15 protein-coding genes and 1 pseudogene are annotated in these 15,191 nt (G+C 72.4%); 7 read left to right on the top strand and 9 right to left on the bottom strand.

Annotation, left to right across the window (positions count from 1 at the left end):
- Positions 1-1,005 carry a glycosyltransferase gene (locus ACESMR_RS01315; RefSeq protein WP_373044397.1) on the top strand — a complete coding sequence of 335 codons (1,005 nt, stop codon included), beginning with the start codon at positions 1-3 and terminating at the stop codon, positions 1,003-1,005.
- 79 nt (positions 1,006-1,084) lie between these two features.
- Here the strand turns inward: ACESMR_RS01315 and ACESMR_RS01320 are convergent, their stop codons facing one another.
- The 3 genes from ACESMR_RS01320 to ACESMR_RS01330 form a co-directional block, all read right to left on the bottom strand.
- Positions 1,085-1,288, bottom strand: coding sequence for a hypothetical protein (locus ACESMR_RS01320; protein WP_373044399.1), 204 nt, complete (start codon positions 1,286-1,288; stop codon positions 1,085-1,087).
- A 62-nt stretch (positions 1,289-1,350) separates the two neighbouring features.
- On the bottom strand, positions 1,351-2,307 hold the full coding sequence (locus ACESMR_RS01325; protein WP_373044400.1) for an RluA family pseudouridine synthase: 957 nt from the start codon (positions 2,305-2,307) through the stop codon (positions 1,351-1,353).
- Entirely contained in the window at positions 2,264-2,542 is a 279-nt protein-coding gene (locus tag ACESMR_RS01330; RefSeq protein ID WP_373044401.1) for an FmdB family zinc ribbon protein, read from the bottom strand. The genes ACESMR_RS01325 and ACESMR_RS01330 overlap by 44 nt, the downstream gene beginning before the upstream one ends.
- A gap of 97 nt (positions 2,543-2,639) precedes the next feature.
- Between ACESMR_RS01330 and ACESMR_RS01335 the strand changes: the two genes are divergently transcribed.
- The gene (locus ACESMR_RS01335; RefSeq protein ID WP_373044403.1) at positions 2,640-4,115 is read left to right on the top strand and encodes a hypothetical protein; all 1,476 of its coding nucleotides are present in this window, start codon (positions 2,640-2,642) and stop codon (positions 4,113-4,115) included.
- Positions 4,116-4,169: 54 nt separating this feature from the next.
- On the opposite strand, the gene ACESMR_RS01340 is transcribed toward ACESMR_RS01335, so the two are convergent.
- The 5 genes from ACESMR_RS01340 to ACESMR_RS01360 form a co-directional block, all read right to left on the bottom strand.
- Entirely contained in the window at positions 4,170-4,406 is a 237-nt protein-coding gene (locus tag ACESMR_RS01340; protein WP_373044404.1) for a hypothetical protein, read from the bottom strand.
- Between the two features lie 82 nt (positions 4,407-4,488).
- Complete coding sequence (locus ACESMR_RS01345) at positions 4,489-5,487, bottom strand: hypothetical protein (protein ID WP_373044405.1); 999 nt, start codon at positions 5,485-5,487, stop codon at positions 4,489-4,491.
- Between the two features lie 88 nt (positions 5,488-5,575).
- Positions 5,576-6,700: an ArsA family ATPase gene (locus ACESMR_RS01350; RefSeq protein WP_373044407.1), complete on the bottom strand. Its 1,125-nt coding sequence runs from the start codon at positions 6,698-6,700 to the stop codon at positions 5,576-5,578.
- Positions 6,701-6,788: 88 nt separating this feature from the next.
- Positions 6,789-7,331, bottom strand: a complete 543-nt coding sequence (locus ACESMR_RS01355; RefSeq protein WP_373044408.1) for a spore maturation protein — start codon at positions 7,329-7,331, stop codon at positions 6,789-6,791.
- Positions 7,331-7,930: a nucleoside recognition domain-containing protein gene (locus ACESMR_RS01360; protein ID WP_373044409.1), complete on the bottom strand. Its 600-nt coding sequence runs from the start codon at positions 7,928-7,930 to the stop codon at positions 7,331-7,333. Before ACESMR_RS01360 ends, ACESMR_RS01355 begins: the two co-directional genes overlap by 1 nt.
- Before the next feature lie 102 nt (positions 7,931-8,032).
- On the opposite strand from ACESMR_RS01360, the gene ACESMR_RS01365 reads away from it, so the two are divergent.
- The 4 genes from ACESMR_RS01365 to ACESMR_RS01380 all read left to right on the top strand — a co-directional run bounded on the left by ACESMR_RS01365 (position 8,033) and on the right by ACESMR_RS01380 (position 13,189).
- The gene (locus ACESMR_RS01365; RefSeq protein WP_373044410.1) at positions 8,033-9,478 is read left to right on the top strand and encodes a transglutaminase-like domain-containing protein; all 1,446 of its coding nucleotides are present in this window, start codon (positions 8,033-8,035) and stop codon (positions 9,476-9,478) included.
- Positions 9,479-9,542: 64 nt separating this feature from the next.
- On the top strand, positions 9,543-11,468 hold the full coding sequence (locus ACESMR_RS01370) for a TIGR04551 family protein (RefSeq protein WP_373044411.1): 1,926 nt from the start codon (positions 9,543-9,545) through the stop codon (positions 11,466-11,468).
- A 93-nt stretch (positions 11,469-11,561) separates the two neighbouring features.
- Entirely contained in the window at positions 11,562-12,962 is a 1,401-nt protein-coding gene (gene argH, locus ACESMR_RS01375; protein WP_373044413.1) for an argininosuccinate lyase, read from the top strand.
- Positions 12,959-13,189 (top strand): hypothetical protein, encoded by a 231-nt coding sequence (locus ACESMR_RS01380; protein ID WP_373044414.1) that lies wholly within the window; start codon positions 12,959-12,961, stop codon positions 13,187-13,189. Before argH ends, ACESMR_RS01380 begins: the two co-directional genes overlap by 4 nt.
- On the opposite strand, the pseudogene ACESMR_RS01385 reads toward ACESMR_RS01380, so the two are convergent.
- Positions 13,186-14,300 (bottom strand): annotated as a pseudogene (locus ACESMR_RS01385) (PQQ-dependent sugar dehydrogenase). The gene ACESMR_RS01380 and the pseudogene ACESMR_RS01385 overlap by 4 nt on opposite strands.
- Between ACESMR_RS01385 and dapA the strand changes: the two are divergent.
- Positions 14,299-15,186 (top strand): 4-hydroxy-tetrahydrodipicolinate synthase, encoded by an 888-nt coding sequence (gene dapA, locus ACESMR_RS01390; RefSeq protein ID WP_373044415.1) that lies wholly within the window; start codon positions 14,299-14,301, stop codon positions 15,184-15,186. The pseudogene ACESMR_RS01385 and the gene dapA overlap by 2 nt on opposite strands.
- Positions 15,187-15,191 lie beyond the last annotated feature (5 nt).

Below are 15,191 nucleotides of genomic sequence, written 5' to 3' on the forward strand. Positions count from 1 at the left end.
ATGCCGCGGGTCTCCGTGCTGCTTCCTGCCCGCAACGCGGCAGGAACGCTGCTTCCTGCGCTCCGGTCGATCCTCCGGCAGACCTTGCGCGATCTGGAGCTGGTGGCGGTGGACGACGGCTCCACCGACGGCACCCCCGCGATCCTCGCCGAGGCCGCCGCAGCCGATGGGCGGGTCCGGGTGATCCGCGGGCCGGGGCAGGGGATCGTCGCCGCACTGGAGGCGGGTCGCGCCGTCTGCAGCGGCGCCTACGTCGCCCGCATGGACGCAGACGACGTCGCCCATCCCCTGCGCCTCGCCGAGCAGATCGCCCGTCTCGACGAGGACGCTTCCCTCGACGGCCTCGGCTGCAACGTCTCGATGTTTCCGGCGCAGCAGGTGGGCGAGGGGATGCGGCGCTACGTGGGCTGGATCAACTCGCTCCACGACGCCGACGACGTGGCCCGGGAGCGCTTCGTCGAGAGCCCGCTGGTCCATCCGGCGGTGGTGCTCCGCGCGCGCGCGCTCGAGGCGGTGGGCGGCTACGTGGAGCGGGGCTGGCCGGAGGACTACGACCTCTGGCTCACGCTGCTGGGCAGCGGCGCGCGGCTCGCGAACCTGCCGGCGGTGCGGCTCTTCTGGCGCGACCACGGCACGCGGCTCACCCGCACCGATCCCCGCTACGGCAAGGCGCAGCACCTCGCGTTGAAGGCCCGGCATCTCGCTGCGGGACCCCTTGCAGAGAGGCGCAGCTGCGCGATCTGGGGCGCCGGCAAGACCGGCCGCGCCCTGGCGCGGGCCCTCGAGGCCGAAGGGATCGCGGTCGAATATTGGGTGGACGTCGATCCTGCCAAGATCGGCAGGCTGCGCCGCGGCGTGCCGGTCCTCGGCGCCGGGGAACTGCCGCCGCCCGGTGGCCCGCTGCTGCTCTCGGCGGTCGCCGCCCGCGGCGCCCGGGCGGAGATCCGCGCCGATCTGCAGAAGAGCGGCTGGCGCGAGGGGCGCGACTACCTGCTCTGCTGGTGAGCCTGCCGCGTTCGCAGGAACGACGAAGCCCCCGCCGCATGGAACGGCGAGGGCTTCGCTTCTCGTGAGCCCGGGAGGCTTAGAGATCCTGCGGCTTGAGCGTCGCGCGCTTGTTGGCGCGGGCGCGCTCGATCGCCTTCTGCAGGGTCTCGTGCACGAACTCGTTCAGCGCGGTGAGGAACTCCTCGCTGGTACGCACTGCCTCGTCGCCAGCGCCGCCCTTGGCCTTGATCGCCTCGCGGACCTTGGACTGGACGAGAAGCATCTCGCGGTCATCGGCCATTTTTCATCCTCCTGGGTTTTCTCCGGCGGACGGAAGGGTCCGCCGCGGGACGCAAGGGATAGCTAGCCTGCAGGCGGGCTTTCAAGGGAAAAGATCCCCGCGGCTGCGGCGAAATCCGGGGGAAAGGGCGCTTCCAGACGGATCGTGCCCCCGGAGGGGTGGGGGAGCTCGAGAGCCCTGGCGTGGAGCAGGAAGCGCGGGGCCTCCACCGCGCCGGCCCGGGGCGGGCCGCCGTAGCGGCTGTCGCCGACGATCGGATGGCCGAGATGGGCGAGATGGACCCGGAGCTGGTGGGTGCGTCCCGTCTCGGGGAGGAGGCGCACCAGCGTGGCGTCGTCGCCGTGGTGGGCGAGCACCTCCCAGCGCGTGACGGCAGGGCTGCCGCTTGCCACCACCGCATGCGATCCCTTGCGCCCGGGCGCGGGACCGAGCGGCGCCTCGACGACGCCGCTGCCCTCGAGGCGGCCGACCACCACCGCCTGGTACTCCTTCTGCGCGGTGCCCTCGCGGAAGGCGGCGGCGAGGGCGCGGGTGGCGGTGGCGGTCTTGCCGAAGACCACCACGCCCGAGGTGTCGCGATCGAGCCGGTGCACCGTGGGCACCTCCGCCGCCTTGCGGCCGAGGTGTTTGCCGACGAGCCAGGGCAGGGTGCCCACGTCGCCGGTGAGGGTGGGCTGGGAGGCGACGCCTGCGGGCTTGGCCACCGCGAGGAGCTGCTCGTCCTCGTGGAGCACCACCAGCGGCGCTGCGGGGGCCTTCTCGACCCGGCCCGCCTCCTCGAGCACCGCCTCCACGCTCTGGCCGGCGCGCACCGCCTTCGAGGCCACCTTGCAGCGGCTGCCTTCGAGGTAGACGCCGCCGCGCTCCAGCGCCCGACGGGCTTCGCCACGGGAGATGCCGCCCCTGGCGGAGAGGTAGCGGTCGAGCCGCTCGCCCTCGTCCGCCGGGGCGACCGTCAGTTTGATGCGTCGGATCTCAGGCCTCTGCAGCGCCGCAGCCGCCGCCGGTGCCGCAGGCACCAGCGCCGCAGCCGCCCGCGTCGGATGACTTCTCGCTCGCAGCGGCGGAAGCGCCGTTCTTGCTTCCGTAACCGTCGGCGTACCAGCCGCCGCCCTTGAGCATGAAAGCCGTGTTGGAGATCAGCCGCCGCACCTCGCCGCCGCAGGTCTCGCAGGCGGTCCGCGCGGGCTCGGTGATCCGGTGGTTGACCTCGTAGACGCCGCAGCTCTTGCACTCGTACTCGTAGATGGGCATCAGTCGCCGTCCTGGGATCAGGTCCGGGCGCAACCTAAAGCACGGCCGGTCGCTGTCAAGAGTCCCTGCGTTCCCGGGGCTTTGGAGGAGATCGGACGTGGAAGAGCTGCAGCGCATCCGCCGGGAGCTGGCCGCCTTGCGGGCCGGCCGCACCGCGGCCCTCTGGCGCGCGCACCGCGGCCTCGATTTCGACCTGGTCGAGCCGTACCGCAGGCAGCCTGCAGCGACCCACGACGAGACGCCCCGGGTGATCGACGAGGCGCTCCGCAAGGCGGGCAGCGAGGCGGAGCGCGACGGCCTGCAGCGGCTGCGCGCCGCGGTGACGCTGGAGCGGGTCCGGGTCACCGCCCTGCGGCTCGAGCAGGGGCTCCGCGCCGGGGAGCTCGCCGCGGTGGTGGAGGGGCCGGAGGGGCGGCTTCCCCTCCGGGCAGCGCTGCGCTCGGTCGCCCTCGAGCCGCAGCGGGGCAGGCGGGAACGCCTCGCCGACGCCTGCGGGCGCGCGATCGCCGAGGACGGGAGCCGCCGCGCCGACTGGATCGCGCTGCAGCAGGAGGCCCTGGGGCGCGAGGGGACCAGCCCGGCGCTCCTCGCCGGCTTCGACCAGGGCCAGCTCCTCGAGGAGGCGCGGGCCGTCCTCGCCGCCACCGAGGACGCCTGGCGGGAGCTCCTGCCCTGGGCGCTGGGGCGCTGGGTGGCGGAGGGGCTGCAGCCCGTGCCCCGTGGCGACCTCGCCGCGCACGATCTCGCCTGGCTCCAGGCGGCCCCCTTCCTCGGTGCCGCCTTCCCCGCAGGCGCCCTGCGGCTCGCAGCCGCCGGCCTGGTGGAGGCGATGGGCTTCGACGGCCGCCGGGGCAACGTGCGGCTCGATCTCGATCGCAGGCCGCTCGCTGCTATCGGCGCCTTCGTCGCGCCCATCGAGATCCCGGGACGGATCGGCCTCTCCCTCGCGCCGCAGGGAACGCCTGCCGACTGGCGGGATCTCTTCGGCGGCATCGCCGCCGCGCTGCGCTTCGCCTCGCTGCCCTGCGGACCCGAGGAGACGTGGGCAGGCGAGGGCGCGGTGGAGGCCTGCTTCGTCGCGCTCTTCCGCTCCATCGTCCGGGAGCCGCTCTTCTACCGCCGGGTGGTGCAGGCGCCGCGGGCAGCCGCGGAGGAGGCGGTGCGGGCCTTCACCCTGCTCGAGCTCCTCGAGCTGCGCACGCTCTGCGGCAGGGCGATCTACGAGGCCGAGGTTTGGGTGCGGCCGCCCTCGCAGGCGGTGGCCCGGAGCTTCGGTGAGATCCTCGCGGCGGCGACTGGAGTCCGCTTCGACGAGCGGCTCTTCCTCGCCGCCGTCGATCCGGCGCTGCCGGCGTGCACCAGCTTGCGGGGCCACGCGATCCTCGGCGCGATCGCGCCCGCGCTCCTCGAGCGCCTCGACGAGGATTGGTGGCGGAACCCTCGGACGGGACCGCTGCTCCAGGGGATCTGGGCGCGGGGCGGGGCGCTGCGCGGCGCCGAGGTGCCGAAGCTGCTCGGCGCCGGCGCGCCGTCGCTGCAGGCCCGGGCGGAGCAACTCGTGGCTCACCTCTGAAAACGAAATCACCCCCTGTCGTACGACAGGGGGTGAAAGTCTCTGGCAATCGTTTCAGTCGTCGAGGCGGCGGAGGGCGCGGAGGATCCGCTCCTTCTCCGGCGAGGGGGCGGGCTGGGAGGCCCGCTGCTGCGCCGCGAGGTGGGCCTTGTACCGGCGGAGCAGCTCCATCTCCACCAGCACCAGCTCGTCGAGCACCTCGCCGGAGGCCTTCCGCTCCAGCGGGGCGTCGTCCCGCACCTGCGTCGTCCGCTGCTCCGTGACCCGGGTCCGATTCTTCCGCTCGCGCAAGGCCTGACCTCCACCGTGTGGACCGTTGCCCACAACCTATCGCGGGGGGGATCGCCGTCAATTTTTCACCCGGCGGCCGCCGTCACTCCTCGTCGGGCGCTGCCTTCTCGCCGCTCTTCTCGGCCTTCGCCTCCTCGGCGGCGGCCCGCTCGATGCCGTAGGCCTCGAGGGTCGCCACCACGCCGGGCGGGCGGGGCGCGTCCTCGATGTGCTCGGGGATCGCGATCTGCGGCGCCTTGCCGATCCCCTTCACGTCGAGCTTCATCGAGAGCTCGAGGCGCGACTCGCCCTGCTCGCCGGGGACGAGGAGCGCCGCCTTCAGATCCGCCTGCAGCGGCAGCGCGGTGGCCTCGTCGACCACGAGGGTCCCGGAGACGGCGGTGGGCTTGCCCTGCTCCAGCGCGGTGAGGCGCAGCTTCGTGTCCTCGTCGGGACCGCCCTTGGGGTAGGCGATCTCGGGCAGGTGCCCGCTGCCTGCCGGCGCGTGGGGCTCGCCGAGGGCCACGGTGTACTTCACCGCCTTGCGCCCATCGACGGTGGTGGAGCCTGCGGGGGTGAGCTTCATCGCCCCGTGGACCCAGTCGCGGAAGGTGACGAGCGAGGCGTAGGCGGAGGCGACCACGTGCTCGGAGGAGCCGCGGTCGCGGCGCCGCTCGCGGAACTTCGCGTAGCGGGCGCGGGCGTAGGAGATCCCGTCGACCTTGACCCACTCCATGCCCTGCTTCTGATCATTCGAGGTGCGGACGTGGAAATCGCTGCCCTTGCCGAGGGCGACCATCCGCTCCTCGGCGAGCCTCACCTCGCGATCCTTCGCCTTCCAGCGGAAGTCGACCTGCACCTCCTGCACGTGGGGGCCCACCCGGGCGGCGGCCTCCTGCGCGGAGATGGCGAGGACGCGGTCGAGGAGCACCGGGTCGCCTTCGAGCTCGCCGCTGTCGAGGGCCTCGGCTGCTGCCTGCAGGGACTTCGGCGGATCCTCGGGGGAGAAGATGCGGGCCTTGGCCGCCTGGTCCTCCTCGCTGGAGCAGGCGGTGCCTCCGAGGGCGACGGCGAGAACGAGGGCTGCGATCCGGATGGACAAGGCGACTCCTTGGGGGCTTTGGCCGGCGCCGAACCCTAACCACCCGGGATGTACGTGGGCAAGCACCTGTCGCCCGCTCGGTCGAACGCTACCGTCCCGGCGAAAAGGCGCTGTCGACGAGCAGGGCGAGGCCGGCCACGTCGCTGATGTCGCCCTCGAGCCGCGGGATCCCCACGAGCGGCGCCTTCCCCTCGGCGCGGAGGCGGTCGAGCATCTGCCGGTCCCGGTCGGCGCGGGCGCGCTCCCGCTCGTAGCTCGCCTCGAGGCGGCGGAGCAGCTTCGCCGCCTCGCCGGGCGGCAACTCCTCGGCGAGGGCCAGCCCCGCAGCCTGCACCTCGGCTGCGCTCGCCGCCGGTCGCTGGGGATGGAGCCGGTTGACCACGTAGCCGCCGAAGGGAAGGCCCAGCTCGTCGAGCCTGCTGCGGAAGTAGACGGCGTCGTCGAGGGAGGCGCTCTCCGGCGCCGTGACCAGGAGGAAGGTCGAGCCGGGAGAGGCGAGGAGCTGGCGGACCTCCTCGGCGTGCTGGCGCAGGGTGGTGGTCATCCCGCCCAGGGTGGCGAGGAAATCCTGCAGCTCCGAGGCGAAGCCCTCGCCGAAGATCCGCTCCAGCACCGAGCCCACGATCTTGCCGGTGCGCTGGAGGATGCCGAAGCCCCAGCGCTGCTGCTGCGGCAGGAACCACTTGAGCACGCGCTCGTCGAGGAAGCGGGTGAGCTTGCCCGGTGCCTCGAGGAAGTCGAGGGCGTTCCGCGTCGGGGGCGTGTCGATCACCACCACGTCGAAGCGGTCGTCCGCGGCGAGCTCGTGGAGCTTCTCCTCCGCCGTGTACTCCTGCATGCCGGCGAGGAGCTGCGAGATCTGCTGGTAGAGGCGGTTCTCGAGGATCCGCTTCGCCGCATCGGGCGGGTTGAGGCGCCGGACCAGCCCGTCGAAGGTCTGCTTCGGATCGAGCATCAGCGCGTGGAGCTCGCCTTCCGGCGGCACGCCGGCCCGATCGAGGAGCTCCCGCGGAACCGGCGCCGGCTCGCTGGGCAGCGAGGGCATGCCGAGGGCGTCGGCGAGGCGGCGGGCCGGATCGATGGTGAGGACCACCGCCCGGCGGCCCTGCCGCGCGGCAGCGAGGGCGATCGCCGCGGAGGTCGTGGTCTTGCCCACGCCACCTGCGCCGCTGCAGACCACCACGCGCTTGTTGTCGATCAGGGAGGAGAGCATGCGTCCGTCGTGCCGGGTCCTTGTCGCAGGCGAGAGCGGCAGCGTAGTCCTCCGACCGGAGGGCGGCAACGACGAAGGGCCCTGCCCGTCATCCGAACACGAGGCGGGTGACGGCGATGGCGGCAACGAAGCCCGCCAGGTCGGCGAGGAGCGCAGCGGGGATGGCGTGGCGGTATTTCGTCACCCCGGCGGCGCCGAAATAGACCGCCAGCACGTAGAAGGTGGTCTCGGTGGAGCCCGCCATCACCGCCGCCATCCGGGCGGCGAAGCTGTCGGGGCCCTCGCTGCGGATCAGATCGCCGAGCACGCCGTTGGCGCCGCTGCCGGAGAGCGGGCGCACCAGCATCATCGGCAGCACCGAGGCGGGGATCCCGAGGGGCTCGAGCACCGGCGCAAGCCACGTGGCGATGAGGTCCATCGCCCCGGCGCCGCGGAAGGCGCCCACCGCGGCGAGGATCGCCACGAGATAGGGGATGATCCGCACCGCCACCTCGAAGCCCTCCTTCGCCCCTTCGACGAAGGCCGTGTAGATCTTCACGCCCCGGGCGAGCCCGACGGCGGGGACACCGACGAGGAAGATCGGGATCGCCCACTTCGAGATCAGGTCGAGGACGCGGATCAGCGCTTCCATCAGATCGGCCCCTCCGGCTTGCCGGCGAGCCGGGTGCGGGCGAGGAGCTTGGCTACGGTGATGCCGATCACCGTGGAGATCAGCGTCGCGAGCAGCGTCGGCCCCACGATCGCGGTGGGATTCTCCGAGCCGCCGGCGGCGCGCATCGCCACCACCGTGGCGGGGATGAGCTGCACGGAGCTGGTGTTGATCACGAGGAAGAGAACCATCGCGTCGGTGGCCGTATCCCTGCGTGGATTGAGGGTTTGCAGCTCCTCCATCGCCTTGAGCCCCAGCGGCGTCGCCGCGTTCCCGAGGCCGAGCGCGTTGGCGGCGACGTTGAGCACCATCGCCGTCATCGCCGGGTGCTCGGGGGGCACGTCGGGGAAGAGCCGCTTCATCAACGGTCGCACCCCGCGGGCGAGCCACTCGGTGAGGCCTGCCTCCTCCGCCACCCGGAGCAGGCCGAGCCAGAGCGCCAGGGTGCCGACCAGGCCGATCGCCAGCGTCACCGCGCCGGTGGCGCCCTCGAGCGCACCGCGGGTGAAGCCGTCGAGGTTGTCGTTCACCACGGCGACGAGGGCGCCGGCGGCGAGGAGGAGGAACCAGAGGATGCCCACGGGGCGGAGGCTAGGGGGCCGATCGGCGCCCGTCGAATTCCCTGCCGGCGGTTGGGCGCGATGCCTGTGGACGGGCGGCGATCGCGGCTATGCTCGAAGGCGATGCGCCTGCACCTCCTCGTCCCGCTCCTCCTCGCCGCCTGTGCCACGGCGCCGGTGACCCCGCCACGCAGCCCGGCACCTCCGCCACGCCCCGAGGTGCTGCGGCTGCAGCGCCCCGCCGGCGGCGAGTGGCTCGGGCTCTTCCTCCTCGGGCAGAAGGCCGGCTGGCTCCACGCGGATACGGTCGAGGATTCCTTCGAGGGCCGCCCGGCGATCCGCGCCGAGATCTCCCTCGCCCTCGAGCTCCAGGTGGGCGGCAACGTCGCCCGCCGCACCTCCGTGGACCGCCGCTGGTACGAGCGGCGCGAAGGGGGCAGGCTCCTCGGCTTCGAGGCGATTCGCCGGGGCGACGGCGGCAACCGCCACGTCGCCGGCAGCTGCGACGAGGCCCGCTGCGCCATCGCCATCGCCGACGAGGGCGGCGTGGTCCACATCACCGTGCCGCTGCCCCCGGAGACCGCCGACGACGCCGACCCGGTGCGGCTCGCCGCAGCGCGCCGGGGCACGGTCGCCGCGGTCTGGCTCGATCTCGACGAGTTGGAGGAGAAGCGCGCCAGCCACCGCTTCGACGGCGAGGAGGGCGGCCTCGCCCGGGTGATCACCGAGGAAGGCGGGGAGACCTTCGTCACCCTCCTCGACGAGAAGGGCGCCACCCGCGAGGTCCAGCTCGGCCCCGGCCTGCTGGCGGTGGCGGCTTCAGAGGAAGAGGCCCGGGCGATCGGGACCCCAGCCGACGTCTTCGCCCTCACCAGCGTGCCGGTGCCCGATCCCCTCCCTGAGGCGCCGGCGGCGGTGGTCTTCGAGATCGAGGGGCTCCCCGAGCGCCTCTGGCGCGAGGATGGCAGGCAGCGCTTCGAAGCCCTCGGCGGCGGCGCGGTCCGGGTGCGCATCGTCGCCGAGCCAGCGGCGACGGCAGCGGCGGAGGACGACTTCGCCCTCTACAAGAGCTTCCTCCGCACCTCCCCCAGCGTCGATTGGGACACGCCGGCGGTCCGCGCCCTCGCCGATGCGATCCGGGCGGAGGCGGCGTCGCCCCGCGCGCTGGCGGAAGCGCTGGTCCTCCACGTCCACGAGCGGCTGGAGAAGGTCTACGGCGCCTCGTCCGACCGGGCGAGCCGCGTCCTCCGGGAGGGGAAGGGGGACTGCACCGAACACGCCCTCCTCTTCGTCGCCCTCGCCAGGGCCGCCGGGCTCCCGGCCCGGCAGGTCCACGGATTGGCGCTGGCGGACGGCGGGGCAGGGCGGGCGCTCTACTGGCACGAGTGGGCCGAGGTCCACCTCGAGGGCGGCTGGGTCGCGGTGGATCCGACCTTCGGCCAGTTCCCCGCCGACGCCACCCACCTCGCGCTGGGACAGGAGCGGGACGCGGGAGCGACCCGGGTCCTGGGGCAGCTGCGGATCCGCAAGGCGACGGCCCCGCCGGTCCCGGCCGCCTCCTTTCGTTGACGCCTCCGATCCGGGTTGATACGAACCGCCCTTCTTTTCGGCCTTTATCGGGTCCGGAGGGCTCATGATCCGTCCGCTCGCCGCATCCGGCGGGATCGCGCTCGCCTCACTTGTCGCCACCCCCGTCCTTGCGCAGCAGGCGCCGCCGCCCCGTGACCGGCAGCCCGCCGCCGAGCAGGCGGCGCCGTCGACGGGCGGCACCCAGCTCAGCGCAGCGGAGCGGGAGGCCCTGCGCGAGCAGCTGCGGGAGGAGCTCTCCGCCGAATTCGAGCAGCGCCTCGAGACGGCCCGCGAGGAGATGCGCGACGAGGTCCGCGCGGCGGTCACCTCCGCCGGCGCCGCCTCCGAGTGGGAGGAGGAGTGGGAGGACGTCCGTCCCCAGCTCGATTTCCTCGAGCTCGATGGCTACTTCCGCACCCGGATGGACGTCTTCAACGACTTCGATCTGGGCACCGGCCCCGACGCCGCCGGCTTCACCTTCTACCCGGTCGACCCCCGCGATCCCGACGCCAACACCATCGCCGGCGCCAACATGCGCCTGCGCATCGATCCCACGCTCAACGTGAGCGAGGAGATCCGGATCCGCGCGCAGATCGACATCTTCGACAACCTGGTCTTCGGCGCCACGCCGCGGGCCGGGTTCGCCGCCGGGATCGGGAACCAGCGCTACCCCTACGCCTTCCTCACCGACACCCAGGCGACGCCCGAGTTCGGCTTCAACTCGGTCACCGACTCGATCGTGGCCAAGCGCGCCTGGGCGGAGGTCCGCACGCCCATCGGCGAGCTCCGCTTCGGCCGCATGCCCAACCAATTCGGCCTGGGCATGAACATCAACGACGGCAATTGCATCGACTGCGACCACGGCGACACCGTCGATCGCTTCATGTTCGCCACGCGGATCGCCGACCACGTGATCGCCCCGGCGATCGACTTCGTTTCCGAGGGGCCGACCACCGCCGATCCCTGGGTCTGGTACCCGAACGCGCAGCCCGTCGACCGCACCCAGAGCGACGACGCCACCGACTACGTGTTGGTGCTCCTCCGCCGCGACGACGACGAGGAGATCCGCCGGATGCGCACGGCGGGCAAGGAAGTCTTCGTCAACTACGGCCTCTACTTCACCTACCGCGAGCAGTCGTGGGATGCCCCCACCGTGCAGGTCGGCGGCCCGACCCAGGGCAACGGCGGCGGCGGCGGGGTGCTCAACCCCAGCGACCTGCCCCTCGCCAACGCCTTCGTCGCCCGCGACGCCTGGGCGGTGATGCCGGACCTCTGGTTCCGGCTGCTCTACAAGAGCTTCCGTCTCGAGCTCGAATTCGTCACCGTGCAGGGCGAGATCGGCAACCGCTCCCTGGGCGGCGACGACGTCACCCAGACCCAGAGCCTCGACCTCCAGCAGTACGGCGCCGTGCTCCAGAACGAGATCGCCCTGGTGGACGACAAGCTCCGCCTCGGCCTCGAGATTGGCTTCGCCTCCGGCGACGACGCGCCGGGCTTCGGCAACTTCCCCGGCCGCACCGGCTCCGGCGAGGGTGGCTTCACCCGCGCCGGCGATTGGGAGGGGCCGCAGTTCGCCTGCGCCCAGGCGGCCTGCTCGGACGACAACATCAACAACTTCCGCTTCGACCGCGACTACCACGTCGATCTCATCCTCTTCCGCGAGATCCTGGGCGGCGTCACCGACGCCACCTACGTGAAGCCGAGCGTGAACTACGACGTGACCGAGGGGCTCGGCCTCAACCTCGGCATCGTCTACTCGCAGGCGAACTCGGCGGACAGCACCCCCACCGGCAACCGGCCGCTGGGCGTCGAGATCGACGCGGCGGTGAACTACCTCTCCGACGACGGCTTCGTCGCCTCGATCGCCTACGGCGTGCTCTTCCCGCTCTCGGGCCTCGACCAGATCGAGGTGCCCGGCAACCCGGCCTCCGAAGCCATCAGCGCGGAGACGGCGCAGGCGGTGCGCGGCTTCTTCGGGATCATCTACTGAGAGTTTGTGCAACAAGCTCTCCAGCGAAGCCGAAGGCGGAGCGATCGCAAGATGGAGCGTCTCTCGCGGCGCGTGAAGGACGGGGATCGAAGCGTGGCAACCAGGCAGAGCAAGAAGGCAGGCGCCGTCTCCAGGGCGGCGCTCGCGGGCAAGGCGGATCCCCGGCTCATCTCCTTCAACGCCTCGATCGACGTCGACCGCCACCTCTGGCGGGAGGACATCGCCGGCTCGGTGGCCCACGCGGAGATGCTGGGCGCCACCGGGATCATTCCGCAGGCAGACGCCGACAAGCTGGTGAAGGGGCTCGCCCGCGTCGCCCGCGAGATCGAGCGCGGCGAGATGCAGTGGTCCGAGGAGCTCGAGGACATCCACACCCACATTGAGCGGCGCCTCGGCGAGATCGTGGGGCCGAAGGTCGCGGGCCGCCTCCACACCGCGCGCTCCCGCAACGATCAGGTGGCCCTCGACGAGCGGCTCTTCCTGGTGCGCGCAGCCCACGAGGCGGACCTCGCCATCCGGGCGCTGCAGCAGGCGCTGGTGGCGCAAGCCGAGGTCCACGCCGGCACGATCATGCCCGGCTACACCCACCTGCAGCGGGCGCAGCCGATCACCCTCGGCCACCACCTCCTCGCCTATTGCGAGATGTTCGAGCGCGACCGGGGCCGCTTCGCCGACGCCCGCGAGCGCGCCGCCGTCTCGCCGCTGGGCAGCGGGGCGCTGGCGGCCACCTCGCTGCCCATCGACCGGCAGCGGGTCGCAGGGGCGCTGGGGCTCTCCGGGATCACCACCAACTCGCTGGACGGCGTCTCCTCTCGCGACGCGCTCCTCGAGTTCCTCTCCGCCTACGCCATCGCCCAGGTGCACCTCTCCCGCCTCGCGGAGGAGGTCTGCCTCTGGGCCACCGAGGAGTTCGGCTTCATCGATCTCGACGACGGCTTCTGCACCGGCTCCTCGCTGATGCCGCAGAAGAAGAACCCCGACGTGGCGGAGCTCGCCCGCGGCAAGGCGGGGCGGGTGATCGGCGATCTGGTGATGCTCCTCACCGTGGTGAAGGGGCTGCCGCTCGCCTACAACAAGGATCTCCAGGAGGACAAGGAGCCGGTGCTCGACGCGCATCGCACGCTGCTCGCCTCCTTCGACGCCACCGCCGGCATGATCGCAACCGCCCGCTTCCGCGAGGAGCGGATGGCGGCGGCGCTGGAGCGCGGCGAGCCCTGCGCCACCGACGCCGCCGAGTGGCTCGTCGCGCAGGGGGTGCCCTTCCGCGAGGCCCACGAGATCGTCGGGCGCATGGCCCGCGAGACCCGCGACGCGGGCCGCCGTCTCGCGGAACTCTCGGAGGCGGAGCTGGTCGCGTACCACCCGGCCTTCGGCGGGGCGCCGGCGATCTTCGACCCCCGCCGCTCCCTCGCAGCGCGGGATCTGCCCGGTGGCCCGGCGCCGAAGCGCGTCGCCGCCGAGGTGCGCCGCTGGAAGCGGGTGCTGGCGAAGTGAGGCGGCTGCTCACCCTCGCTCTTTTCTGCCTCGCCGCCTGCGGGGTAAAGGGGCCGCCGCGGCCGCCAGGCGCCGCCGCACCGGAGGCGCTGCGCGGCGAGACCTGCGACGAATGCCTGGTCACCGAGCCGCAGCCGGGGCTCGTGGGCGAGCCAGAGGCGGAGGCCGAGGTCGAGCCCGAGGTCGAGGTCGAAGCGGTCGAGCCTGCAGCGGAGCCGGCGCCCTAATCGGCCAGGGCGCGAAGCCGGAGGATCTCCCCGGTGACGTAGTCCGCGAAGTAGAGCTCGCCGGCAGCATCCCTTCCCAGCGTGGCCACCTGCCGGTCCGTGTTGCCGATCACCTCGGCCTCCACGGGCCTCCGCTCCGCCGGCAGCTCCAGCGCCCAGACCCTGCCGCTGACGAAGTCGGTGAAGAGGTACCGGCCCCGCAAGTCGGGGATTCCCTCGCCGAGGTAGACGTAGCCGCCGGTCACCGACTGCCCCTCGCCGCGGCCGTACGTGAAGATCGGATCGACGAAGCCGTCGGCGCAGCCCTCCGGCGGTTCGTAGCACTGGGTTCCCTCGCGCTCGTCCCAACCGAGGTTGTCGCCTGCCTGCACCAGGTTGATCTCCTCCCAGCTCTTCTGCCCCACGTCCGCCACCACGAGCCGGCCCCCCTCGTCGAAGGAGAAGCGCCAAGGATTGCGCAGGCCGAGTAGAGCATGCCGTCGGGACCGAATTGGAGTTGGCCGCCGTTGTGGATCGAGTCGGGCTGCTCGTAGCGCAGAAGGATCCGCTCGTTCCGCGCAGCCGCTAGTGGGGCGCCGGCGGGGAGCTCGAACTCCGAGATGCGGGTCTCGCGGCCGCCCTCCCGCTCCGCCGTGTCGTTCACGAAGATGCGGCGGTTGCGCTCGAAGTCCGGGTGGAAGGCGAGGCCGAGCAGGCCCATTTCGGCCTCGGTGGTCACCGGCAGCTCGAGGAGGGTGCCGCTCGCGCCATCCGAGAGCGAGACCCAGGCGGCCCGCCCTTCCTTCTGCAGGACCACGAGCAGCTCCGGCGCACCCGGCACGAATTGGAGATCGGTCGCGTGGGGAAAGCCCTCGGCGACCACCTCCCATTCCAGGCCCGCTGCGTCGGGACGGTCGTCGTCGGAGCAGGCGCAGAGGGCGACGAGGAAAAGGACGAGCAGCTGGCGCATGTTCGCTCCCGGTGACGCCCGGAGGATCGGCTGGCGCTGGGGGACGCGCAGCGATCGGCACCTCGCGCGGATGGCTCCGAAGCGTCTCCCGAACGGGCCGCGCGTGTTTTTTGCCCCGTGTCGATCTAGGCTGCGCGCCTTCCGGACCCAGAGGTGTCGCATGCGTACGTTCGAAGGAAATCTGGTCGCCCTCGCCACGCCCTTCCGTGGCGGCAAGCTGGACGAAGGCGCCTACCGCGCCCTCTGCGAGCGCCTGCTCGGCGACGGCGTGGACGGCCTCGTCCCCTGCGGCACCACCGGCGAGACGCCGACCCTCGAGGCGGGCGAGCAGCAGACCTGCGTGCGCATCGCCGTCGAGGTGGCGAAGGCGAAGGGCGCCTTCGTGGTTGCAGGGGCCGGTACCAACAACACCGCCTCCACCATCCGCAACGTGGCGGTGGTCCGCGAGGCAGGCGCCGACGGCGCCCTCGTGGTCACGCCCTACTACAGCCGCCCGACGCAGGCGGGCATCGTCGCCCACTACCGCGAGTTGGCGAAGGCGAACCCCGGCTTCCCGATCGTGGCCTACGTCGTCCCGGGGCGCACCGGCGTCGACCTGCTGCCCGATACCTACAGGGCGCTGGCCGACGTCGCCGAGGTGGTGGCGGTGAAGGAGGCGACCGCCTCGATGCAGCGGGTGATCGACATCCGCGAGCGCGTCGGCGACCGCTTCACGCTCCTCTCCGGCGACGACTTCACCGTGCTGCCCTTCGTCGCCTGCGGCGGGAGGGGCGTGATCAGCGTCACCTCCAACGTGGCGCCCCGGCACATGGGTGATCTCGTCCGCGCTGCGATGGCGGGCGACCTGGTGAAGGCCCGGGAGATCCAGGTGGCGATCAACGCCCTCAACACCACGCTCTTCGTCGAGCCCAACCCGGTGCCGGTGAAGGCGGCGCTCCACCTCCTCGGCCATTTCGCCGACGAGATGCGGCTGCCGCTCACGCCGGCGACCGAGGCGACCCGGGCGCGGCTCGGCGACGCGCTGCGCGGCCTCGGCCTGCTGGGCTGATCGCG

This window comes from Vulgatibacter sp. (assembly GCF_041687135.1).
Lineage (GTDB): Bacteria > Myxococcota > Myxococcia > Myxococcales > Vulgatibacteraceae > JAWLCN01.